We start from the raw sequence: 21883 nt of genomic DNA on the forward strand, positions 1-21883 counted from the left end.
CGTTGTCGTTGTCGTTGTCATGGTTGTTTCTCCCGGTAGATCAGCGGTTGGCGCGTCGACGCGAAAGTCCCAGCTGGAACAGCGACAATAAAATCAGCGCACCACCGAAGAGCACTGACATAGCGGCAGCTTGGCCGTAGTTGTTGTAGGTGAAAGCCTGCGTGAAGATCTGAAGCGTCGGTACCATCGTTGTGTAACCCGGTCCGCCGTTCGTCAGGGCCTGGACCGTTCCGAAGATCTGCAGCGCAGCCAACAAGGTCAGGAGGCTCACGACTGTAGTGACCGGCGCAAGCTGGGGCCAGGTGATGTACCGGAATTTCGCCCAGCCGCGTGCCCCGTCGAGTTCCGCGGCCTCGTAAAGGTACTTCGGAATGTCCTGGAGCCCGGCGAGGAAGAGGATGAAGCCGAATCCCCAGTGGAGCCATAGGAACACGCCGATGACCGCTAGGATCGCGACGTTGGGATCGTTCAGCCAATCGTGCTGGAGGAACGAGAGCCCAGTCCAGCCCAGCACTTTATTGACGACACCAGACCGAGAGTCCAGCATTGCGGAGAAGACCATGCCGACGACGACCACGGAGAGGACGCTGGGCAGATAATACACGGTACGGAAAAAGGTTCGGCCCTTGCGGACGGCGTTCACGGCTAGAGCCATGATCATCGAGACGCCGTTGCCCACCACGAAGCCGACTACGCCGAAGATCAGGACATTCTTCATAGATTCCCAGAAAGCGACGTTTTTGAGCGCGGCCTGATAGTTCCGAACTCCGACCCATGGAGTGTCGGGGCTGACACCGTCCCACAACTGAAAACTCAGGATGATGGATTCGACGAAAGGCACCAACGTGAACACGGCGATCAGCGCGATCGCCGGCACTAGGAACAGATAAGCGGTCAGGCTGCGTCGACCGCCAATGCTATGCCGCCTGTGCGGCGCCCGGGAGGGGCGCCGCACAGGGGTGGTGGTACTGAAGGAGCTGGTCATTGGCTGCTGTCCTGTGCGGCTTGGACGTCGGCGACCAATTCGTCGACGCTCATCTGACCGAGGACCAGCCGCTGTACGTCACGGCTGATCGCGTCCGTCACTGGAGCGCTGAACGTGTTGGAGATGACCTGCTGGTTCTTGATGCCGTCAGCAAAACCGGCGAGGGAAGGCGGCAGGTTAGGGCTCTCCAGAAGAGAGGGGCTTGTCGGGATGATGAAGGCCTCCTTGGAAAAGACCTCCTGTTGGGCGGGCTCAGTTAGCCACTTGACGAAGTCCAGGGACGCCTGAACATGCTTGCCCCGGGGGTTGATGACGGCACCCTTGCCCGGGACTCCCGGTGACCGGGGAGTGTAATTGGCGTCCGATGCCTTCGGGAGCGCGAGCGAGAAGTAGGTCGTGTAGTCGGGCGAGGTCTTGTGGCCGACCGAGACACCCGAGGCACCGTCGAAAATGGCTCCGACACTACGTTTAGTGAAGAAGTTGCTTTCAACTGTCGGGTTGTCGTTCTGCCCGCCTGGAAGGGTGTTGTGGGAGATAGCTCCGGCCTTCTGCAAATCGGCCAGGAGCTGGAAGGCCTTCTTCCAGCCCGCCGACGTCCACTTATATTTGCCAGCGAAGGTGTCAGAGATCTGCCCATCGGTAAGCCAGTTCGAGGCAACGTACTGCATCAAGTAAGGACTTACGGACGCCGCAACCGAGAAACCCCCGTTGCCGGACTTATTGCTGGCAGCCAGTTGGTCCACGAGTTCGTTGAGCGTCTTCGGAGGATTCTTTGCGTCCAGTCCAGATGTCTTATCGTCAGCTACGATGCCGTAGCCTTGCGTCTCCCAGTGGGCCGTGTAGATGCCCGGATTCACACCAAGGTTGTTGCCCTCCTCGAACGTCGAGAGCTTGATCACCTCAGGAGTGAAGTTCTTACCCCAGTCGCCCTTGAGCTTATCCGTGAGGTCCATTGCCCAGCCGGCTTTGTAGAAGGAGGCCATCGAAGTCTGGACGAATGCCGAGTAGATATCAGGCATCTGCTTCGACTGCGCATCCGCCTGGAGCTTGGGAAGGAAGTCGGTAGGTCCGACCGTGTCGATGGTGACCGTGACGCCGGTCTTCTGTCCATATGTTGCGGCGAGCTTCTCAAGGGCAGCCTGTTGACCTCGAGACTGATTCATGAACGTCAAATGAACGTCCTTTTCGCCGGTTGGGTTCGGGTCCGCAGACGTGTCACCAGAGCTGCAGCCTGTCAGCACGAGGGAGAGAGATACGAAAGCAGCACCGATCGTGGCGGCGGCCCGACGGGAAATATTGGATTGTTTCAACTTTTGAGGATGCATCTTTTCACCTTTGAAAATCCGAGGCGGAGCCTCAGGCAGTGGAAGAGGTTGTAGGGCCCGTCACGCTTCGACCCCCTTCTAACTCTGAGTCCTTTATAGAGTTACGGGAAAAATGTTACCTATCTCACTTGAACGCTGTCAATTCCTAGTCGCTACTAGTTTTTGCAGCCTTCTAGGCTTAAGGTTTTGGACATGACCAATGCAACCGGCGTGCGCGGCCCAAGGGGGAGCTATGCGAAGACGAAGGAGCGCCGTCGGGCTATCGCGCAGGCCGCGCTTGAACTGGTGCTCGAGAAGGGTCATCGGTCTCTGATCACAGCCGACGTCGCACAGCGCGCGGGGCTCAGTGAGCCAGGCGTTCTGTATCACTATGCAACCAAGGATGATCTGCTGCTGGCCGCTCTCCGGCTCTCGGATGAGTATGAATGGTCGACGCTGCCCCCCGGTGAATCGATCAGGCGCGCCCCCGAACGCGCGGCTGACAGCTTGCGCCGAATCAATGTCGTGCGTCTCCATACTGCGATGTTCGGCGAATCGAGTGATCCATCTCATCCGGCGCACGAGTACTTCAAGGAGCGCTGGCGCGCCGGAGATCAGCTCATGGTCGAGAGCATAAAGCGCCTGCAAGGGGCAGGGATCGTCGCCGCCGATATCGATCCATACCGGGTTTCACGCTGGATTCATACAGCTTGGGAAGGCCTCCAGTTGCAGTGGCTGGCCGACCAAAACTTCGACGTTGCCGAGGAATTGGAAGCCCTCATTGAGTCCATCCTCGGACTCACAATGGGGGACATTGACCGCGCCGCGATGCCAAATTAGCACTGGGTTGCCGCCCCGCGCCAGCAGGTAAGCCTACTGCCGAACATGGATAACGACGGGTCACTGCGCGGGCAGATGGAAAGGGTAGCGGCGGACTGCATAATTGGCAAGCAATTGCCACAAAAGAATATTTCAGAATCTACTTGGAGGCGAAGACGCCGATGACCGAATTGGCTCCCAATGAGCTCCGAATTGACTCTGGAGGCGATCAGTTCCCTGTCTCGGGCAACTGTCGTCTCTCGTGGCGACCGGCGACGACGGAGCGGTACGAGATCGAGGCCGTGGTGGACGGCCGGCGGCAGGAGATTAAGGCGGTTGAAGGTCACCGTTTAAACGCATGGCCGTGGAGTCCCCTTAAGAGTGGAGCGCGGGTTACCTGGCGGGTGCGCGCCGTCGGAGGTGCGTGGAGTTCGGTAGCCTCCTTCGAAGCTGGTCTCTTAGATGCGGACTGGACTGCCGAGTGGATCTCACCCGTAGCATCCGGTGAGGGAGAGTACGGCAAGCGCCCGGGCCACCTCGTCAGACGTGACTTCGCGCTGGGTCGACCGGTCGTGCGGGCCCGTCTCTACTCGACCGCGCTCGGGGTCTACGAAGCGTCTATTAACGATGAGCGCGTGGGCACCTCCGAGCTCTCCCCCGGGACCACGTCGTACGACCGGACGGTCTATGCACAGGCCGCCGATGTCACGGCCTCCTTGCGGGAGGGGCAGAATACCCTGCAGTTCCTAGTGACTGACGGGTGGTATCTCGGGCAGGTCGGGGCCTTCCACGCCCCAGCGGCATGGGGAGGAGAGACGGTCGCCGCCCGCGGAGAGTTACATGTCGAGTTCGATGACGGGTCGAAGTGGATTCTGCGTACCGACGGGAGTTGGACCAACTGGACTTCTCCGGTAGGGCGGGCCGGCCTTATGGACGGCCAGACCACCGACCTGACGGTCGAGCCCGTCGAGATGGGCCCTGTCCGCGTCGGCGCCGTTTCGGCGCCTCCCATCTCGTGGTCACCAGCCCCGCCGCTGCGGCGGGTCAAGGAGTTGAAGCCCACGTCTCTGCTGCGGCTGCCTTCCGGCCAATGGATCGCTGACTTCGGTCAGAACGCCTCGGGTTGGACCCGTCTGGCTGATCTGGGACCACGCGGCACGCGTACCACTATTGAACACGGCGAGCACCTCGACTCCTTCGGAGACCTTGACATGTCGCATCTCGACTCCGAACGCGAAGGTGACGGGCTGGTGGTGCTCGACCAACGCGACGAGGTCGTCTCCGGCGGGGAGCCTGGCGCGATATTCGAGCCGCGGCACACTGTCCATGGCTTCCAGTTCGCGCGGATCACCCGTGGCGATGTTCCACTCGCCGCGGAAGACCTTACGATGCAGGTCGTTAACACCGATCTCATGAGGACCGGCTCGTTTCGCTGTAGCGACAACGACCTCAACCGCCTGCACGAGGTCGCCGCTTGGAGTTTCCTCGGCAACGCAGTTGACATCCCAACCGACTGCCCTCAACGCGAGCGAATCGGCTGGACCGGCGACTACCAGGTGTTCGCCTCGACCGCCGTGCGGCTCTTCGACGTCCACGGGTTTACCCGCAAATGGCTACAGTCGGTTCGCGACGACCAGCTCGCCGACGGCCGGATCGCAAACTTCTCCCCCGACGGCCGCCAGGTTAAGCACCACCCAGAGCTACAGGTCGCGCAGATGACTGGTTCAGCCGGCTGGGGCGACGCCGTAATCCATGTGCCGTGGGTGCTGTACGAAGCCTACGGTGACCGCGATGAGCTCGCCGCAAACTGGGACGCCATGACCCGGTGGCTAGATTGGGTGATAGAAATCTCCGCGACGAAACGTCACCTCTCACGGATCCAACGGTCGGCAGAACCATTACCGCACGAGGAGTTCCTCTGGGACGGATCGTTCCATTGGGGCGAGTGGTGCGAGCCCATGCTCCGCACCCCGGAGGGCCACTTGGTCGATCCGGTCCAGAACGACCCAACGGCTTGGTTAACGGAGGACAAGGGAGAAATCGGCACCGCATACTTCTATCGGTCGGCCTCGGAATTGGCCCGGATCGCCCGGGTTCTGGGGCGTACGGCGGATGCGGACCACTACGAGCGAATCGCCGAGCAGGTCCTCGCTGCGTGGCGCACTGAGTTCCTGGCTCCCGACGGCCGAACGGCGAAGGACACCCAGGCTGCCTACGTACGCGCGCTCAGCTTTGGCCTGATTCCTGGTGAACTACGTCGGGCTTCCGCCGATCGACTCCTTGAGCTGATTCGCACAGCCGGAACCCATCTCGGCACTGGATTCCTTTCGACAGCGGAGCTACTACCGACGCTGGTCGAAGTCGGCCACGCCGATGTCGCCTATGAACTGCTCTTCCAGCGCACCTCGCCATCGTGGCTGCGCATGCTGGATTGTGGCGCGACGACGATCTGGGAGGACTGGGACGGAGTTGATAAGAACGGCTCGGCACACGCATCGCTCAACCACTACTCGAAGGGAGCCGTCGTCCGCTTCCTTCACACGCATCTCCTCGGGCTCGACCAGGCCCCCGGTTCCGCCGCATGGGAATCCTTCGTGCTTAGTCCTGTACCCGGTGGCGGTGTGACGTGGGCCGAGGGCTCATATTTGACGCCGCAGGGCACCATCCATGCGTCTTGGCGGATTGAAAACGGCCGGATAGAAGTGAGCGGCTGCGTTCCCGTCGGCACCACAGGAACGATTTTGCTGCCCGACGGCACCGCGACGACTGTAGGGACTGGCGAGTTCAGTGTAACCAGCGCCGTTTGACTATCCGAGCGTCAACAATGCAGCGGTAGCTTCACCGTCGTAGAAGCCAGTATGGCGTTGCCAATGCCCCCGCACGGCGCACCAGAGGGTCCAATCGAGCGGGGGTGGCGCGCGCTCGGCGTGTTGTGATCGAGATGCACCTTCGCCTGGTGCTCCGTCGGCCCTTACTATCCCGGTGCCTTGTTCGATTTTGAGGTAGCGGCCCCCTTGGACTGACGTCGGTGGTCGGACGCCGACACCCGGTTTCCTGTAAGGGCGGTCGCAATGGGGACTGCCCCCGGTTTTGTTGACTCCTTGACCTAGCGAGCTTGTGCTCGTGGAAGGATGTTGACCATGCCCACGGCTTATGGGGCGGAGTTCCGCCAGGATGTTATTGATGTGGCCCGCAAGGGTGAGGCGCCTCTGGCGCAGATCGCGAAGGATTTCGGGCTGTCTATCACGACGTTGAAGCGCTGGATCGCCATCGCCGAGCGAAAGGAAACCGCGGCCGGCCCGGCAGCGGCAGAGTCGCCCGAGATGCGGGAGCTGAAGAAGCGCAACCGCCTGCTGGAGCAGGAGAACGAGATCCTACGCCGGGCGGCTGCCTATTTGGCCGGGACATCAACCCAAAATGACTTACCCGCTGGTCACGGACCTTGCCGCCGATGGTGTTCCCGTGGCGGTGACCTGCAGGGTGTTGGGATTCAGCAAGCAAGGCTATTTCCGGTGGAGAGCCAACCCGGTGACGGAGCGTGACTGGGTCGATGCGCACCTGGTCAACGCCTCCCTGGACATCCATGCTGACGATCCGGCCTTCGGGTACCGGTTCATCGCCGACGAACTCCCGGAGAAAGGCATCACGGCGGGCGAGAACAGGGTCCAACGGTTATGCCGGGACCACGGCATCTGGTCGGTGTTCTCGAAAAAACGTGGCCTGAACCGCAAACCAGGGCCGCCGGTCCACGACGACCTGGTTGAGCGGGACTTCACCACCGCGGCTCCCAACGAGCTGTGGCTGACCGACATCAGCGAACACCCCACCGCCGAGGGCAAGCTTTACCTTTGCGCAGTGAAGGATGTCTACTCCGGAAGAATCGTCGGATACTCGATGGATTCGCGAATGAAATCCTCCCTGGCCGTTGCCGCACTGGAGAACGCGGTGCGGGCACGCAACCCGGACGGAACGGTGGTCCACTCCGACCGCGGGTCTCAATTCCGATCACGCCGCTTCGTTGAATCGCTCCGGCACCACGGGCTCGCCGGCTCGATGGGCCGGGTCGGTGCGTGTGCGGACAACGCCGCGATGGAATCATTCTTCTCGCTGCTGCAAAAGAACGTCCTGGACCGCCAGCGGTGGCTCACCCGGCAAGACCTCCGGCTGGCCATCACGACTTGGATCGAAAGGACCTACCACCGTCGGCGAAGGCAACGACGACTGGGCAAACTCACGCCCATCGAATATGAAACAATCAACCGGACCGCGCTCACAGCGGCCTAAGACCCCGAGTCAACAAAAGCCGGGGCAGTCCCGTTGCCAATCTGGAGCGGATCACAACTGCTGCGAGCCGTTAGGTAGTACTGACCTGCGGCGAGCCCTCGATGCTGTCGGGTGTGTCATTCAGTCAACAATCGAATCAAGTTAGGTCCCCTTTCCCGGGGAATATCATGGTTGATTTCGACTTCGTACGTGCTTCTGGCGAACGATTGGAGCTTTGCTGGCTTGATTCGGACCATGATGGTGGGTATCTCGGTCATGACCTCAGTGGGACGCTAGAACATCTGAGGCAACTTCGACCCCACACACTTGGGGTGCGGGCACCCCAAGTCCACTCCCACCTCGATCAAGATTGACGGATTTCCCCGCAAAGTTGAACTCTGCCACAAGACGGGAGAGGGGCCGCTCCTCCTGCGGAGTTCGTAGCACCCCGCGTAAAGGTCCGTGGTCCAATCTCACTTCGCCTTCCAGTTTTGGATTTTACCAAGTCCATAAGCTAAGTTAGTTGACGCTTTAACTAATGCACTTTTCAGTTTGGCATCTGGCCTGCCGCAGCGCACTGCAGGACAACGCCCGAAGCCGCGCGGACAGCTTCACTGCAGCACTTCTGCCACAGCGATACGGCCTTAGCTCGCTGTTGCTTCGCTGCGGAAGATCCGGAGGAGTAGATCCTCGGTGAGTATGGTGCCTGCCGTCGCAACCTTAGAGCTTTGGCGCCGGCCATGGCACAGGCTGCCCGGTTCCAACCGACCTTGAAGAACAGGCACAACGGGAACTGCGCTACGGGTTTCAGGAAAGCAAACGCCGCGGATATGTCCTGGTTCAAGCATGAACGCTGCGGACGGCCGTCATAGATACCCCGCCAAAGCCAGATGCTGATAACCGACGCGTGATGTCAGCCTGAACCCGGCGGGTCGCATCTCGTGCGAATTAGAGGGAGTTCGATACCGCTATCATCCCAAACAAGCGGGTAAACACCTGGGCCGCCTACGCCTCTTACCTGCGATAGCCATTGCGGGCCCGGACAGACTCGCCCACACGCTGGGACTGGCAGGATAGTGCTGTGACGATACGTGCCGCAGAGGGAGATCCCGAACCGGATCGGATGGAAGATCTTCCCCACGCCGAACAATTCGTTGCCCGCAGCAACGGTACGCTTTTTAACCTCATGCGCTTCCAACTCCTCGACCCCCGGGCACAGGACTTCTACCTCGACTGGGATCTCACCGTTCGTAATGGCGTTGCTTTGCTGCGCGAGGCCTCGGGGCGAGATCGCGAAGACACAGAACTATTCACCCTAATTGGCGAGCTGTCGTCCAAGAGCGAATTCTTTCGTACCGTTACCGCCAGGGAAAGAAGCGCTACCGGCACCCCCTCGTTGGCGAGTTGGTCTTCGATTCCGAGTCATTCACGATCGCGGACAGCGACCATGATTTATTGATTTACACCGTAGACCCCGAGTCTCCGACTTCAGACGCCCTGCGCATCCTGGGTGACTGGACCGCCGACCAAGAGACGGCTTCAGCTGAGCAGTCGGTCGACCACGACTGACCTCAAGGACGTGGGTACCGCAGAACGGCTTCTCACCATGATCATGCTCGTTAGGCAGAAGCCATTCGCTGTTCCGGGGCCACTGCCTCAGACGTGATAGATGGCCCCGCCGTCGACTACGTTTGCCCACATGTAATGTCTGACAACGTGAGGGGTTGCCCGACCGTAAAGCAGCGTCGAAGTGATCGGGGGTCCCAGCTCCGGGTTGTTCCCCAGACGAAGGGCAATGCGGGTCAGGCCGTGTCCTCCGGCGGTTTCGGCCCAGACCCTGTCTGCGGATGTCGTGACCTCCTCCGCAAAGAGGCTGACACTCGTTCTTACAGTCAGGATTGGAGGCCGTCGTAAATGGTCAGCGGATGGCTGCGTCCGGGCGAGCACCGCGGACCAGAACGAGCTGCGCCTGCTCGAAGCCGCTGAAAGGGCGAGGATGGCCGGCCAAGACGAATGTTCAGGATGGTGGCAGCCAGGAGGTTGCTCCGGTGGCAGCGGTGTGCGGATCACTCCGGGGCTGACGGCGTTCACAACCACAGTCGTGAGCAGCGGGTGCCCGAGCGTTCGCAGCAAATTCTCGAACGCGGACGCCATCCATCGGAACCCGCTGACGAAGTACAAACCCTCGGTGTCCATGTCCGCCATCTGGACCCACCAGGGACTGCGTTGCGGCGACCCGGTCCCCCGCTCATTTCGGCGCATGGCGCGTCACCACATCGTCAGCCAACGGGACCCAGCGTCGTCAACTCCGCGACCCGACCCGCGAGGTACGGCCGGCGACCCGCGTGCGCGACACGAACCTCAACCGGCACGCCGAGGTTGAGCTCGTGGATGCCCGCGGGGACCTCGAGGGCGGCGGGGGGCGTAGGCGGCTGGTGCCATAATGGCCACTGCACTTGTGCTCGTCTTCACAGCCTTCTTTATCTGGTTTCGCCGGCCTAAAGACGCCGAACGCCTAGCTGACTTGGAAGCCCGCACCCGCGCTCCTGTGGTGGGGGACTTAGCCTCTACCCAGTTCGGAAAGGGTCGTTCAGCTCCCGCAAAAGGCTGGGAGTGTGAATCAAGACGATGGTCTACCGGCAGCACCGCGCCCGGTAGATGTACACCCCAACCTGACGTCAGGGCTCCCCGGCAGGTCCCGTCAGGATAGGGTGGTGGCAATTATTTATTGACACCCCTCCGTCCGGGCCTCAGATTTCAACCTGACACTTTCGATCCGCCCGTAGGGGGCAGAATCGGCATAAGGGTTCGCACATATGCACACCTTAGGAGCACGGTCGCGCTCGTATAGCTGATGCCAGCGTCGGCCACACTCACGGCCGCCGCTTCCACCGTATCTGCGCCTGAACGCCGATAACAGCGCATATGACACGGGGAATACGGCGAATCGCATCCGGTGTAACCCAATAATTTCGGGGCGCCTAGACGCCCCCGCGATCCGCATCGGCTTGCGTGTCGGGTTCGGCCCATTCGAGGGCTGCGACGATGTGTCCTTCGTCGGGAAGCACCTTTTGTTCGGCAGCGGGGAGTTTGTCGTAGGTGTAGGCGGCGACGGCCATCGGTGAGGTGGATCGTCCCAAGCTGTACCGGACGCTGCGGTCGTTCTTGCTGCCGCAGATCAAGATGCCGATAGTTTCGTTGTGGTGGTCCCGCCGCAACACATCATCGACGAGAGCGACGTAGAAGTTGAGCTTGCCGGCGTGCTCGGGCTGGAACTTACCGGTCTTGAGCTCAATGACGACGTAGCGGGATTGTTCGATGTGGGAGAAGAGCAGGTCGACGTAGAAGTCGTCGCCGTCGACGTCGAAATGAACTTGGCGCCCGACAAAGGAGAAGCCGGGGCCGAGTTCGCGGAGGGTCTCGGTGATTCTACTGGTGAGAGCGTTCTCGAGGTCGCGCTCCGCAATTTCGCCGGTGAGGCCGAGGAATTCGAAATTGTAGGGGTCTTTGGCTACCTGTTGGGCAAGTTCAGAATCTTGTGCAACAAGCTGTTGCACAAAGTTCGACGGAGCGGCCCCGGTCCGCTCCATAGTCTTATTCATCATCATGTTCAGGAGCACGTTGCGGGACCAGCCATACTCGACGGCCGCCGCGGCATACCAAGAACGCTGCTCCGGGGTTCCCGCTTTGTCCAGCAGGACGGTGATGTGGCCCCAGGGCAATTGTGCAACAGGTTGTTGCACGATTGACTCCGACCAGGCCGCCGCGAACCCTCGCATATAGAAGAGGTTGCGGCGCGACAGTCCCTTCATTTCCGGAAACTCTGCCCGCAGGTCTTCGGCGAGTCGGCCGATGACCCCGCTCCCCCACTGTTCGACCTCTTGACGTTCCAGGATGGTCTTTCCGATGGACCAGTACAGGTCGATGAGCTGGGTGTTAACAGTCCGTATCGCTTCGGTGCGTGCAGCTCTTACCCGGTTTTTGAGCGCCCTGAGAAGGTCGGTGTAACCGGAGGGAAGAGCAAGGTCACGGGCATCAGTCATGGGTTTGATCCTATCGACCAGAGCCCGTCCGGGTCCTCTCCCCCGCCAGTCAAGTGCTTAGCGGCTGGGACCGCTCTTGGTGCGTTCCGCGCCGGCCGAAATCCCTGTGCGTGACTTTCTGGTCTTTGCGGCGCCCTTTCCCATCGTCACGGCGCTGGGGTGGGTGCCGTCGTTGCGCGCTGCGGCGAGGCGTCCGCGTATCGGGGTTTCATTCGCTCCGGTTCCGGCCAGGGATGCGGCGAAGGATTCCTGGCGTTCCGCTGAGCCGTAGTCGGCGGCAGCCGAAGCGTTCCATGCGGGCGAAGAGTTCCTTTTCGGCTCGTTCGTACCGCTGCTCCGTTGGCATTCGTTCGGAGCCTGTGAAGCCTCCCTCTGCCAGAAGTCTGGCTTCGTGCAGGTCTTTGGCTGCTTTCACGAACGCGGGATCCTGGAAGTGAGCGTCCTCGGCGCCGTTGATGTTCGCGGTGGTTTCCTTGCGGAGCTGGTCGATGTCGGGCCCGTTGATGCCGTCCTGGCTGATGAGGAACAGGCGTTCCTGCACACTGGCAGACGGGCCACCCACCACGTCAAGCCGAATACCGGAAACAGGACTTCAGTTCGTGCCTGAGACGGGCATGTTGCACGATGCCCTTACCGGAAACCGGACATTTTTGATGGACTCTTCAAAGTACGATCAACACGCCTGGAGAGGTCTCGTTGCTGGGAGCGGTGAAATACCGACTGTGCTGCAAGCACCAATGGCCACGGCGACGCTTTGATGAATATCCTCATGAACTACATGAATGAGCTATTGAGCGCGTTGGTGTAGTGCGAAGCGGACGGCGGGAAAACCAACCTGAAAATCGTCAACGGCCGCTATCAGCATGAACCGGCGCGGAAGGCCATGGCCAGGCTTCTCGGCGGCGGTTACCGGCCCGACGGCATCGTGACCGCGAATACGCCGATGGCGATCGGGGCCATCCGGGCACTGAAGGAGGCCGGATTCGGAGTGCCCGCAGACGTTGCAGTTCCTGTGAAGACGTGCCCGACGCCCAGTTCATCCTGCCGTCCATCACGTCCGTGGGCACCGACATGAATGAATACGGGGCGCAGGCTTTTGGGCTCCTTCTCAGGATCCTTTTGGGGAACGTATCGCACGAAAACTGCATCATTCCGCACAAGTTGATTGTCCGGGAGTCGTCCCTCCCGGGGGCACACGAAGAAAGAACCAATGCATGAAATTCATCAGCACGCCGTCCTCTGATCTGACATAATGCTCGACGCTGAAACATCTACTGGCATCGCGCCTGAGTGCCTGCACAATTTGTCCCACACGATGCGGTACTGCGTGATGACAGACGGCATGTAATTACGCCGCTCCATCTCACCGATGATAGCCCCCACGAGATCGGCGACGGTGACAATCTGGTTCTCCATTGCGTCCTCCAGCCTTGAGCGGTGGCGCTTATGCGTCATCGCTGACGCAACGGGGAGGTCATGCAGCTACGCGACGCCGCTGGGGTCGCCATCATCACGCTCAGTTTGTCCGGCTGCGCGCCCTGGCCGCCTATGATTGAACACAAGGCCGCCCCCAGCCCAGGTCTCGACAGGGCCTCGGGCAAGATCCCCATCTGGACTATTAGGAGGGCGGGGATGTCGAGGCACACCAGGCTCGGGTCTCTCACTGTGAACACAGCAGCGGCATCGAACATTGCGCAGCCGGCTGTTGGCCCGGGAAGGGGACGGAACCCAATTGCCCAAAGCGCTTTGGGAAATTGGGTCCGAGCCACGGTGCGCCACCCACTCAGGGCGCGCCGGCCGCGTTCGGTCCTCCTTGCTTACTTCGCGGGCGAGTGGTGTCTGACCCCAGCCGGGCACCAGCAGCCTGCTGCGGGGTAAAAGACTCCCTACGGATACAGCGCGGCCCGGAAACGGATCGTGACGCGAAAATCCCAAAAACTTTCAGAGGCCGCACCGCCGGGCCTCGGATCTTGCTTCCCTGCCCCAGCCCCTCACCATCGCAGTCATGTACCCCAGGGCTCCGGGCTGACAGCCTTTTCAGGCCCGGGAGGCCAAGCGAAGGTCCCGGAAGCGAGCTGATCGGTGACCCCGCTCCCCCACCCCTGTCGTCGGTGCTGGTCCGGGCGAGGGATCCGCTGTCGCTGGTGAATGGGATGACGCCGACTGACCGGAGCCGGTACACGTGAACCCATCAAGAATTGCCGGTTTCTTTGTCAAATCTTGAGCCAAAATCAAACATCGTTATCAATGCTGAACTGAGAACGGAACCATACATCTGCCGTATGCGCTGGACAGGAGCTTTCATGGCTGTGCACTGGGTTAATTACGATCTCAACAAAACCGGCCAGAATTACTCGGAACTTATCGACTATTTGAAATCCCATCAATCGTGGGCCAAACCGCTCAAGAGCAGCTTTTTCGTCAAGACTGCGCTTTCCGCCTCGGAGCTCCGTGATGGTGCCAAGACCTATCTGGATCCTAACGACGACGTCGTCGTGGTTCCCATAGGCGGCAATGGCTGGGCCAGTTACGGCATAAGCAAGGAGGTCACGGAGTGGATGCACGCCAATATTTAGCACCGAGAGGTCGACTCCGACAGAAGAAGCCTCGTGAGCCACAGGATCCGGAAAAAGCGCGGATCCACCCGCCCTTCAGGGAAGAGGAGCAGGCTATGCCGACTCGAGTACCGGGGAGCCGCCCAGGCGACCACGCCAACGACCTTTCCATCCGTATCTGGGAGGAACGCGGCCACCTCGGTTCCTTGCTCTCCGCGTTGGAAGCCGCCGCCGGACCAACGCACCCATTCCGGTCCGGCCTGGAGACTCCTGAAGAGCTACAGCAAATCCGCGCGGATCTCCAGTTCGCGGGTCTGGCCCGCGATATCGCAGCACAAGAGCTTGCGGAGACATGGAACCTGTCGGATCATCCGACTCTTCCTGACCTGATTCACGCCGCACCCGCAGAACCATGGCCATTGATCTTTTCACAGCACCTTGAGGCGCTGGAAGACCTCGTGGCCCGCATCGATGACCTCTGGTCAGAATTGGGCCGCACTCCCCCACCGGCACAGACGACACGCACACAACAGAATGCACCCGCCAAGCCGGAGACACCCACGCCGGGAGCCGGGGAAACCTCCGGCACAGACGCCCGGGTGTCAGACGATCGGACCATCGCCGTTCCGATTACCAACGCACTGCGCGGTTTCATCAACAAACCCGGAAATGACAGCAAAATGCGCCGGTAAATTGCATATGTCAGGAAGAATAGCGGCTTCGTCTGGTCGACCGTCTGGACATCAGAACGCACCGGTCATGGTCATGAATTCCTCACTGAGAATGCCGACGGGTTGGAGGCCGGCGCAACCCGCCGACGTCGTATTTGCCGGGTTTCCGACGGTTGGTTCCGCCGTCCAAAGAGCGGTACGAGGCCGGTCGCCGGTGTCGCAATATTGCGGGTGGTCCCCGGAATGAATCGGCGCCGGGCAATTGATAATTATGCTGATCACATTGCACCCAGGGGCCTCCGGTCTTGGAAGCCCGGCGAAGGCGCGGAGGTAAGGAACAATGCCCACAGGGGCGATCAGCTTGTTCGATCCGGACAAGGGTTTCGGTTTCATCGGCCGCGATAACGGGGGCCCGGATGTTTTTGTCCACTACTCGGCCGTCATGGGCGGCGGTGCCGGTCTCTGGATGGCGGGCAGCGGGTGGCGTTCGACGTCGTTGTCGGAGTCACCGGGTTGATGGCGGAGAACGTCCAGCATTTGTAGCGCGTCCGTACGGGATCCGCTTCGGTCCTTGGAAAGGAGGACATGTCATGGCCGCCGATTATGACGACCTGCGTCCGGAGGTAAAGGAAGCGCAGGAGCGGTCCCTCGAAGCTGTGCAGTCAGCGAATGCCCCGACGCCGATGCGTGCGGTCCTTGAGGTGGAAGGAAGCGATGACCTCGACACGGAGGGTCCCGGCGGTGAGATCGTGGCCGAGGAACTTGTCATTAACGTTGTCCCCCAGGGCAGAGACGAATTCACCTGCTCCTCGTGCTTCCTGGTCCGCCACCGCTCCCAGATCGCACGCGAAAGAGGCGGGAACCTCTATTGCACCGAGTGCGAGGCCTGAAGACCCGACCTTCCAGGCGCGAGCCGACATACGCGAGAGCAGCCTCGCAGTGAACCGGTCGCGGCCATCCCGGACCGGTGAGAATGCTGTCCCATCGATTCACGCATGCGAAAGCGCGCGCCAAGCCACGCGACAGCTGGCGCTCTCTGGCACGATCCCCTTGCGTCCAACCGCACGAACGGGTGGCGCTCAGGGCCTCAAATACTCAAACCATGACGGACACTTCCATCCTTCACTTCGGGCCCGGACACTGCCACCGGTCAAACGTCAGACTCGCGCAAATTTTCAATGGGCACGGAGCGGCAGCGCCGCTCAGCGCTATGGGCAGTTTTTCATGGCCGCTAACAGAGGTCCACTCCGGCCCGGTGCCGACGATAGTCGTCCAGTCGGAGTCGAGGTGGAGTTCCGCCCGGGCGGCAAGTTGATCGCCCCAACCGGCGGGTTCGCGGAACGCGCCGACCTGGCCGCGATACCACCCGTCGGACACGACGATTTCGATCGCGTTGTCGCCGAGATGCAACAGACCGGCAACATCGGCTCCCTGCGCGTACAGCGTCCGATCGTAGGAGGTTGAGCCGGGTGCGAGTTGGACATCACCCACCCTGTCGCCGTTGATGAAGGCCTCATACACGCAGAGTCCGGTCGAGTACAACACACGCGCAGGTTCCTCGGTGATTGTGAAGGTCGCGCTCAGGACGTGAGCCGGCCGGGTCCCCGGCGTCCCAGCCGCATCATCTACCGGGCTGATCCAGGCGGACGTCCAGTCCTCGTCGAAGAGGCCCGCTTCGAATGTTTATGCAAGGCAGGTTCAACGCCGCGAGAAGGAGAGGCTCCCGGGGTCCGGGTGATCGGCGTCGGCCGAGTCGATCACAAGCACCCAGTCAGGCCCTCCGTGCGGCGGTGTGAAGGTCTGCGGCTCAAGCGTGCTCCCCTCGCCTATCCGGTGAGCTGCCCCCGTGCGCGGATCGAACCACCACGCTGTGTACCACTCGCTGCGGATGCTCTCCAGCGTCAGCTGAACCGCCGTGCCGGCGGGGAGGAAGATGAAAGCAAAACTTCCCTCCTGGTCGCGGGTGGCGCGAACGTGATGCACGCCGCTCGTGGGTTCCCCGAGAACCATGGACTGATCCGGCACTCGATCGAAGTATGGGCGCGACAGGAGAAGATTCTTGGCGTGACGGACCTGATCCGCGCCCGGCATCTGCAGGGCCTCGCGCCAGGGCATCCGCACCCACATCCGCGGCACACGCCCGACGTCCCACATCTGCCAAACCGGCCAGCATCCGTACGTGTGTCCATGGGCACCCGCGAACAGCGCCCAGTACAGGCTCTTGCGCACGTCGTAGTCGTCGAGAAAACCGCCCCCGAGATTACCGATCTGATCGGCGCTCTCTTCGTAGGCGGGTTCCATGTCCATGCATGGCATCACCGGCGTTCGCGCATAATCCGCCTCGATCATGCGCCAGTTCTCGAAGTTGCGTCCATGTCCGCTCTGAATGGTGTGGAATTCGAGCCACGACTCATCGGCGTAGTACTCGCTCGTCGAGTGCTGACCCCACGTGTGGGCCGTCATGAGGTTGCGACCGTGATCGCCCGCACGCACGCCTTCGGCCATGGCGCGGACGATCGCGAGGTGCTCGGGGGTCTCGATGGGACGGTCGCCGCCCAAAATCCAGATCACGGCGCGGTGCGCAAACCGGCGTCCTACGTACTCACCGAACTCTCGTGAGCCTTCCGGGGTGAGCATTGCCGGGCCGATTCCCCAGAGGAGATTCCACTTGTCGCCCCAGGCCGGCAGCAGACCGATCGTGAGACCGAGCGACCCGGCGATCTCGAATACCGCGTCGACGTGGGCAAAGTACTCCTCATTCGGGCGCGTGGGATCTTCATCGTGCAGGGGGAGCCGGCCCGACGGATCGGGAACCCGCAGACCGTCCAACTCGGCCAGCAGCACCGTTTGCACTACCGTGAACCCTTTGGCCGCGCGGTCGCGGAGGTACAGTTCGGCCTCTCCAAGGGTGCAGCGGTGCAGGAGTTCCCAGGCCGTGTCGGCGAGGTAGAAGAACGGCGAGCCGTCGACGCGTTGCAAAAACCGCCCATTTTCGCTGACGGCGATCGGGCGATCCTGAGCGATCATGCCCGCGTTGCGCTGATCGGCTCGCCGAGGGTTACCCCGACGCCGTTGAACGCATCGACGGCAAACCAGGTGTCCTCCCCGGCGTTCAGCGACGGCACGTCGAGCTCGTTGTGGTCGTACACGAGCCAGCTGCGATATAACGCCTCCGGGCCCGCCCCGTAGCGGACGTTGTACCCGATTGCGCCCTCGACGGCCGGCCAGGTGACATGGGCTGTGCGGGGCTCGGTGCGCACGGCCGTCGGCGTCGGTGCCGTCGGCAGTGCGCCATCGGCTCGGCCGAAGACGCGCAGACCGCTGACGGCGAATGCCCCGTCGAAAGGCAGGCTCGCCGCGGTGACGCGGACAAAGCGGAGTTCGCGGGGAGTTTCGAGCGATATGAGGGCGTGCGGGCGGTCGACTCCCTCGACCCGGCCGTCGTGAAGGGTCTCCCACGTCTCCCCGTCGACCGAACCTTCGAGGACGACGAGGGCCGGAAGGTGCTCGGGGTAGATTCCCCGCCAGGTGTGGCCGCCGTCTGCGCCCTCCTCGACGGGCACTGCGGTCGCCGCGAGTTCGTGATCTGCAAGGTTCACCTGTACGACGGCGACGTTGCAGACCGCGCCCAGGTCGAGCAAAATCCATTCCCCGACGCCCGGACCGGCCGATGCCCACCATGTCTGGATGTCTTCGTCGGCCGCGAGCGCGCCCTCGTGCCCGTCTGTCGCCGACGAGGACGTCACCGGCGAGCGGTAGGACAGCAACATCCATTCGGGGGTGATCTTCGCCCACGGGTCGAACGGTCCGTCATGGAAAGCGAGGGGATAGTCGGCGAAGTTCTGGTTGCAGGTCAGCACACCGTCGGCGTCAAATCCGGCGGGGAAAATGCCCAGGCGCCGCTCGAACACGCCGTTGACGCTGATGCGCATCGTCGCCGCGTGCCACCAGTTGCCGTGCTTATCTTGGACCGTGCTGCCGTGGCCGGCGCCCGGGGCGAAACCGCCCGGCTTCGATGAGAACGGGCTGGCCGCGGAATAGGTGAAGGGGCCGAGCGGGGAATCGCCCACATAGTAGCCGTCGGCGTAGGTGTTGTTCTGCGTCGCGGGGGCTGCGTACTGAAGGTAGTACCGATCGTTGTAGCGAGTCATCCATGCGCCCTCGATGTACGGGTCCGCGCTGCTGAGTGAGGCGGCCATCCGCTCGCGCTCGGTCTTCGGCTCAGGGACCACGTAGTTCTCGCCCAGCCGTTCCCAGCCGCGGCCTGCAGTGTCTGCCCGGATGAGTTCGACCGGTTCGCCGATCGGGGTGAGACTCTGATCGAGTTCGACGCCGGTGATGGGCTGAACGTTGTCGCACCCCCAGTAGAGGTAGATGCGGCCATCGTCGTTTTGGAAGACGCTCGGGTCCCAGAACGAGAACGTGCCTGGCGCGACCTCTTCGAAGTCGTCGGCCAGCGGGTCGACGCTGCGGAAGAACGGCGAGTTCGAGCCCTTGCGCGACGCGCTTATCACGAGCGCACCATTGACCTCACGAACGTCGGGTGCGTAGTCGAACGGGGGGATCTTGTCGGTTGCCTGATACACCCACTCGAAGAGATCGTCGGAGTGCCAGAACCCTCGCGACATCGACACGAACAGGTAGTACCTGTCGCGGTAGAGAACAAGCGAAGGGTCGGCGGCCTCACGATGCACGTTGCGGCTCGGCTCTCCAAGGCTCACACCGTCCACCACACCGGTGAAGCGAACGTCCTGATAGCGGTATGCGAGATCCATCGGGTTACACAAAATGCGCGTCATATTCGTCTCGTCCTAGAGGGGTATGCAGGCACGAACATTCCGGGCCCGCGGTTGGCGATTGTATTCAAGCACAGTCAGTACAAGGTTGACAACCGATTGCCATTCATTCAAGCTCGGTTTGATCCAGTCTTCCAATTATCGTGAGGGGCTCGCAATGACGAACTCGGATGACACTCCTGCACGCGACAGACGCCCCGACGGGCACCCGATCCTCCCGCGAGTGTCGGGTACCCCACACGGTTCGCAGCTCTTGGTCGACGGCGTGCCGTTCCTCTCGCTCGGGGGCGAATTGCACAACTCGAGCCCGTCGAGCCCAGAATTTATGGCGCCGATCTGGGACCGCCTCGCCGAACAGGGGGTGCGCTCAATTATCGGAGCCGCGAGCTGGCAGCTCGTCGAGCCCGAAGAGGGAGTCTTCGACTTCACCTCCGTCGACGACCAGGTCACGCAGGCCCGAGCCCGCGGCATCAAACTCGTCTTGATCTGGTTCGGTTCGTACAAGAATGCCGAATCGTCGTACGCCCCAAGCTGGGTGCGCCGCGACGAGGCGCGCTTCCCACGGGCTGAGCGGGATCAGGAGCGACTGCTGACGGGACGGTTCAGCCTCGATGGCCCGATCCTCAGCGTGTTCTGCGAAAATCTTGTCGAGGCCGACGGGCGCGCTTTTGCCGCGCTGATGCGTCACCTCAGGGGCATCGATCCTGACTACACTGTCATCGCCGTGCAGGTGCAGAACGAGGTCGGACTCCTCGGTGACAGTCGCGACCGCAGCGCGCTTGCCGATGCGGCGTGGGCTGAGCAGGTGCCGGCCGAGTTGGTGCGCGGCCTCTCCTTTCGCGGTGAGGCACTGCAGCAGTGGGTGCGTGAGCTGTGGCAGCGCAACGGCTCCCTAGAGTCAGGAACGTGGGCGGAGGTGTTCGGCACCGACCCCCTCGCCGAAGAAGTGTTCATGAGCTGGGGTTTCAGCAGCTTCGTCGAGCGTGTCGCCCGCGCGGGCATCGCAGAACATGCCTTGCCGGTGTTCACCAATGCCTGGCTCGGCCCTCAGCCGAACGCTAAAGCGCCAGGGCTCTACCCGAGCGGCGGGCCGGTCTCTCGCATGATCGATATCTGGCAGCTCGGCGCCCCATCGCTCGACTTCCTCTCGCCCGACATCTACATCGAAGATTTTGCAGGCGCGCTGTCCACCTACGATGTGGCCGGCAACGCTATTTTTGTCCCCGAGGCCCGCCCCGACCCCGGCCTCGCCTTCGTTGCGGTGGGAGCATATCGCGCGATCGGCTTCCATCCGTTCGGCATCGACGCGGTTCTCGACTTCGACGACCTGTTCCGCGCCTTCTCGGTCATGCAAAGTATGTCGACGGTAATCACCGATGCGCAGGCCACCGGCAGCATCCATGGCTTCCGTCTCGTGACCGGCGAGCAGGACCAAATCGAATTCGGCGGCTACACCGTAACGATCTCGGGCCCGATCGACACCCGCGGGATGTTCGGCACCGGAACGGGCGAAGAAGCGGCTGTTCTCGTCGGGTACGGCCTCATAATCCACACTGGTGAAGACGAGTTCCTAGTGCTCGCGCGCGGCACCTCGCTGAGCTTCTCGCGTCCTGACTCGATCATCGAACTCGACACCGTCACCGAGGGAGTATTCGTCGAGGGCCGGTGGATTCCGGGACGCACCCTCAACGGCGACGAGCGCTACTGGATGTTCCCGAAAGACAGACTGGCCGCGGTGCGCATCGAGCTGCTCCGTCGCGGAAAGTAGCCGCGCCGCTAAGGGCTGCCTATTCCGCGAGCAGCACGACGGCATCACGGATGTGAGTTTGGGCTTGGATTACCTCGTCGATACAGAGCTTTTGCCCGGCGGATCGAGGATCACACTGGTCCTTCGCAAGACCGCAGAAGCAGCGGACGTCCTCTTCGCGACCCGCGGCATCGAACGCAAGCGCAAGATCGGCCCAGGGTTTACCACCCTCAAGCATCCCTGGACGGCCCAGGATGCCGCGCAACGCGTCGATACTCTGCGGCAAGAAGTCGCGGCGCTGCGACGTGACGAAGAAGGCATGTCCGATCCGGATTACCAGCGCGCCACCGAAGAAATCGCGGGTCACATGTCCCAGACATGGGAACGCATCATTAGCCAAGTGCTGGCCGAGTGTCAATCAAACCTTCAGCAGTCCCTCCTTCATCAAACGCCAATCCAATTGAGCGTTGAGCTGCCGTGAGATGACAGGACACCACGACGTTCCCATCTCCGAACTTGCTCCTCCAACACGGCCGGCATGGACCCGTCAGGGCGGGAAATGCTAACCTTACTAGGCCCTTTTCATGTCCTGTCATACCGTCAACTTGGCATAATCTGCATTATCGGCGTTCAAACAACGGGAGTAGAAGTGGATGCAAGAACTCCCGTCTGCTGAGGAATTCGGCGTTTCCGCAGGTCA

Annotated in this window: 16 protein-coding genes and 2 pseudogenes; 11 read left to right on the plus strand and 7 right to left on the minus strand. The window is 61.7% G+C overall.

Annotation, left to right across the window (positions count from 1 at the left end):
• Positions 1–40 precede the first annotated feature (40 nt).
• Together ACF0H6_RS12420 and ACF0H6_RS12425 are read right to left on the minus strand one after the other, a co-directional pair.
• Positions 41–985 carry a carbohydrate ABC transporter permease gene (locus tag ACF0H6_RS12420; protein WP_395249971.1) on the minus strand — a complete coding sequence of 315 codons (945 nt, stop codon included), beginning with the start codon at positions 983–985 and terminating at the stop codon, positions 41–43.
• A complete protein-coding gene (locus ACF0H6_RS12425) occupies positions 982–2148 on the minus strand; it encodes an ABC transporter substrate-binding protein (RefSeq protein ID WP_395250165.1) in 1167 nt (388 codons plus the stop codon). The genes ACF0H6_RS12420 and ACF0H6_RS12425 overlap by 4 nt, the downstream gene beginning before the upstream one ends.
• Positions 2149–2502: 354 nt before the next feature.
• Between ACF0H6_RS12425 and ACF0H6_RS12430 the strand changes: the two genes are divergently transcribed.
• From ACF0H6_RS12430 to ACF0H6_RS12445, 4 genes and pseudogenes are all read left to right on the plus strand, one after another.
• A complete protein-coding gene (locus tag ACF0H6_RS12430; protein ID WP_395249972.1) occupies positions 2503–3129 on the plus strand; it encodes a TetR family transcriptional regulator in 627 nt (208 codons plus the stop codon).
• A 551-nt stretch (positions 3130–3680) separates the two neighbouring features.
• A complete protein-coding gene (locus ACF0H6_RS12435; protein ID WP_395249973.1) occupies positions 3681–5915 on the plus strand; it encodes a family 78 glycoside hydrolase catalytic domain in 2235 nt (744 codons plus the stop codon).
• 333 nt (positions 5916–6248) lie between these two features.
• Positions 6249–7392, plus strand: a protein-coding gene (locus ACF0H6_RS12440; protein ID WP_395249974.1) for an IS3 family transposase whose coding sequence is annotated in 2 segments (ribosomal slippage) — positions 6249–6517 and positions 6516–7392 — 1146 coding nt in all. Because the reading frame shifts where the segments join, the coding sequence is not laid out codon by codon here.
• A gap of 1165 nt (positions 7393–8557) precedes the next feature.
• Positions 8558–8940, plus strand: a pseudogene (locus ACF0H6_RS12445) (hypothetical protein).
• Positions 8941–10352: 1412 nt separating this feature from the next.
• Here ACF0H6_RS12445 and ACF0H6_RS12450 read toward each other — a convergent pair.
• The gene (locus tag ACF0H6_RS12450; RefSeq protein ID WP_395249975.1) at positions 10353–11414 is read right to left on the minus strand and encodes a YhcG family protein; all 1062 of its coding nucleotides are present in this window, start codon (positions 11412–11414) and stop codon (positions 10353–10355) included.
• Positions 11415–11622: 208 nt separating this feature from the next.
• Positions 11623–11955: a hypothetical protein gene (locus tag ACF0H6_RS12455; RefSeq protein WP_395249976.1), complete on the minus strand. Its 333-nt coding sequence runs from the start codon at positions 11953–11955 to the stop codon at positions 11623–11625.
• A gap of 342 nt (positions 11956–12297) precedes the next feature.
• On the opposite strand from ACF0H6_RS12455, the gene ACF0H6_RS12460 reads away from it, so the two are divergent.
• From ACF0H6_RS12460 to ACF0H6_RS12480, 5 genes and pseudogenes are all read left to right on the plus strand, one after another.
• Entirely contained in the window at positions 12298–12489 is a 192-nt protein-coding gene (locus ACF0H6_RS12460; RefSeq protein ID WP_395249977.1) for a substrate-binding domain-containing protein, read from the plus strand.
• Between the two features lie 1228 nt (positions 12490–13717).
• Positions 13718–13990: a hypothetical protein gene (locus ACF0H6_RS12465; protein ID WP_395249978.1), complete on the plus strand. Its 273-nt coding sequence runs from the start codon at positions 13718–13720 to the stop codon at positions 13988–13990.
• 95 nt (positions 13991–14085) lie between these two features.
• A complete protein-coding gene (locus tag ACF0H6_RS12470; protein WP_395249979.1) occupies positions 14086–14661 on the plus strand; it encodes a hypothetical protein in 576 nt (191 codons plus the stop codon).
• A gap of 319 nt (positions 14662–14980) precedes the next feature.
• Positions 14981–15183, plus strand: a pseudogene (locus ACF0H6_RS12475) (cold-shock protein).
• 47 nt (positions 15184–15230) lie between these two features.
• Positions 15231–15530 (plus strand): DUF4193 family protein, encoded by a 300-nt coding sequence (locus ACF0H6_RS12480; protein ID WP_395249980.1) that lies wholly within the window; start codon positions 15231–15233, stop codon positions 15528–15530.
• 232 nt (positions 15531–15762) lie between these two features.
• Here the strand turns inward: ACF0H6_RS12480 and ACF0H6_RS12485 are convergent, their stop codons facing one another.
• From ACF0H6_RS12485 to ACF0H6_RS12495, 3 genes are all read right to left on the minus strand, one after another.
• Positions 15763–16185 carry an alpha-L-rhamnosidase N-terminal domain-containing protein gene (locus ACF0H6_RS12485; protein WP_395249981.1) on the minus strand — a complete coding sequence of 141 codons (423 nt, stop codon included), beginning with the start codon at positions 16183–16185 and terminating at the stop codon, positions 15763–15765.
• Positions 16186–16338: 153 nt separating this feature from the next.
• Positions 16339–17667: a glycoside hydrolase family 140 protein gene (locus ACF0H6_RS12490; protein ID WP_395249982.1), complete on the minus strand. Its 1329-nt coding sequence runs from the start codon at positions 17665–17667 to the stop codon at positions 16339–16341.
• Positions 17664–19439 (minus strand): family 43 glycosylhydrolase, encoded by a 1776-nt coding sequence (locus ACF0H6_RS12495; RefSeq protein WP_395249983.1) that lies wholly within the window; start codon positions 19437–19439, stop codon positions 17664–17666. Before ACF0H6_RS12495 ends, ACF0H6_RS12490 begins: the two co-directional genes overlap by 4 nt.
• Positions 19440–19689: 250 nt before the next feature.
• Here ACF0H6_RS12495 and ACF0H6_RS12500 point away from each other — a divergent pair, with 250 nt between their 5' ends.
• Both ACF0H6_RS12500 and ACF0H6_RS12505 read left to right on the plus strand, forming a co-directional pair.
• Entirely contained in the window at positions 19690–21204 is a 1515-nt protein-coding gene (locus ACF0H6_RS12500; RefSeq protein ID WP_395249984.1) for a DUF5597 domain-containing protein, read from the plus strand.
• A gap of 52 nt (positions 21205–21256) precedes the next feature.
• The gene (locus tag ACF0H6_RS12505; RefSeq protein WP_395249985.1) at positions 21257–21664 is read left to right on the plus strand and encodes a hypothetical protein; all 408 of its coding nucleotides are present in this window, start codon (positions 21257–21259) and stop codon (positions 21662–21664) included.
• Positions 21665–21883 lie beyond the last annotated feature (219 nt).

This window comes from Arthrobacter sp. NA-172, from assembly GCF_043952055.1.
Classification (GTDB): Bacteria; Actinomycetota; Actinomycetes; order Actinomycetales; family Micrococcaceae; genus Arthrobacter.

What these genes read in the sequence shown, in the direction of transcription:
- ACF0H6_RS12470 (WP_395249979.1), top strand. Translation starts at nt 14,086, where the DNA reads ATGCCGACTCGAGTACCGGGGAGCCGCCCAGGCGACCACGCCAACGAC.
- ACF0H6_RS12420 (WP_395249971.1), bottom strand. Translation starts at nt 985, where the DNA reads ATGACCAGCTCCTTCAGTACCACCACCCCTGTGCGGCGCCCCTCCCGG.
- ACF0H6_RS12490 (WP_395249982.1), bottom strand. Translation starts at nt 17,667, where the DNA reads ATGATCGCTCAGGATCGCCCGATCGCCGTCAGCGAAAATGGGCGGTTT.
- ACF0H6_RS12460 (WP_395249977.1), top strand. Translation starts at nt 12,298, where the DNA reads ATGGCCAGGCTTCTCGGCGGCGGTTACCGGCCCGACGGCATCGTGACC.
- ACF0H6_RS12465 (WP_395249978.1), top strand. Translation starts at nt 13,718, where the DNA reads ATGGCTGTGCACTGGGTTAATTACGATCTCAACAAAACCGGCCAGAAT.
- ACF0H6_RS12425 (WP_395250165.1), bottom strand. Translation starts at nt 2,148, where the DNA reads ATGAATCAGTCTCGAGGTCAACAGGCTGCCCTTGAGAAGCTCGCCGCA.
- ACF0H6_RS12430 (WP_395249972.1), top strand. Translation starts at nt 2,503, where the DNA reads ATGACCAATGCAACCGGCGTGCGCGGCCCAAGGGGGAGCTATGCGAAG.
- ACF0H6_RS12480 (WP_395249980.1), top strand. Translation starts at nt 15,231, where the DNA reads ATGGCCGCCGATTATGACGACCTGCGTCCGGAGGTAAAGGAAGCGCAG.
- ACF0H6_RS12450 (WP_395249975.1), bottom strand. Translation starts at nt 11,414, where the DNA reads ATGACTGATGCCCGTGACCTTGCTCTTCCCTCCGGTTACACCGACCTT.
- ACF0H6_RS12495 (WP_395249983.1), bottom strand. Translation starts at nt 19,439, where the DNA reads ATGACGCGCATTTTGTGTAACCCGATGGATCTCGCATACCGCTATCAG.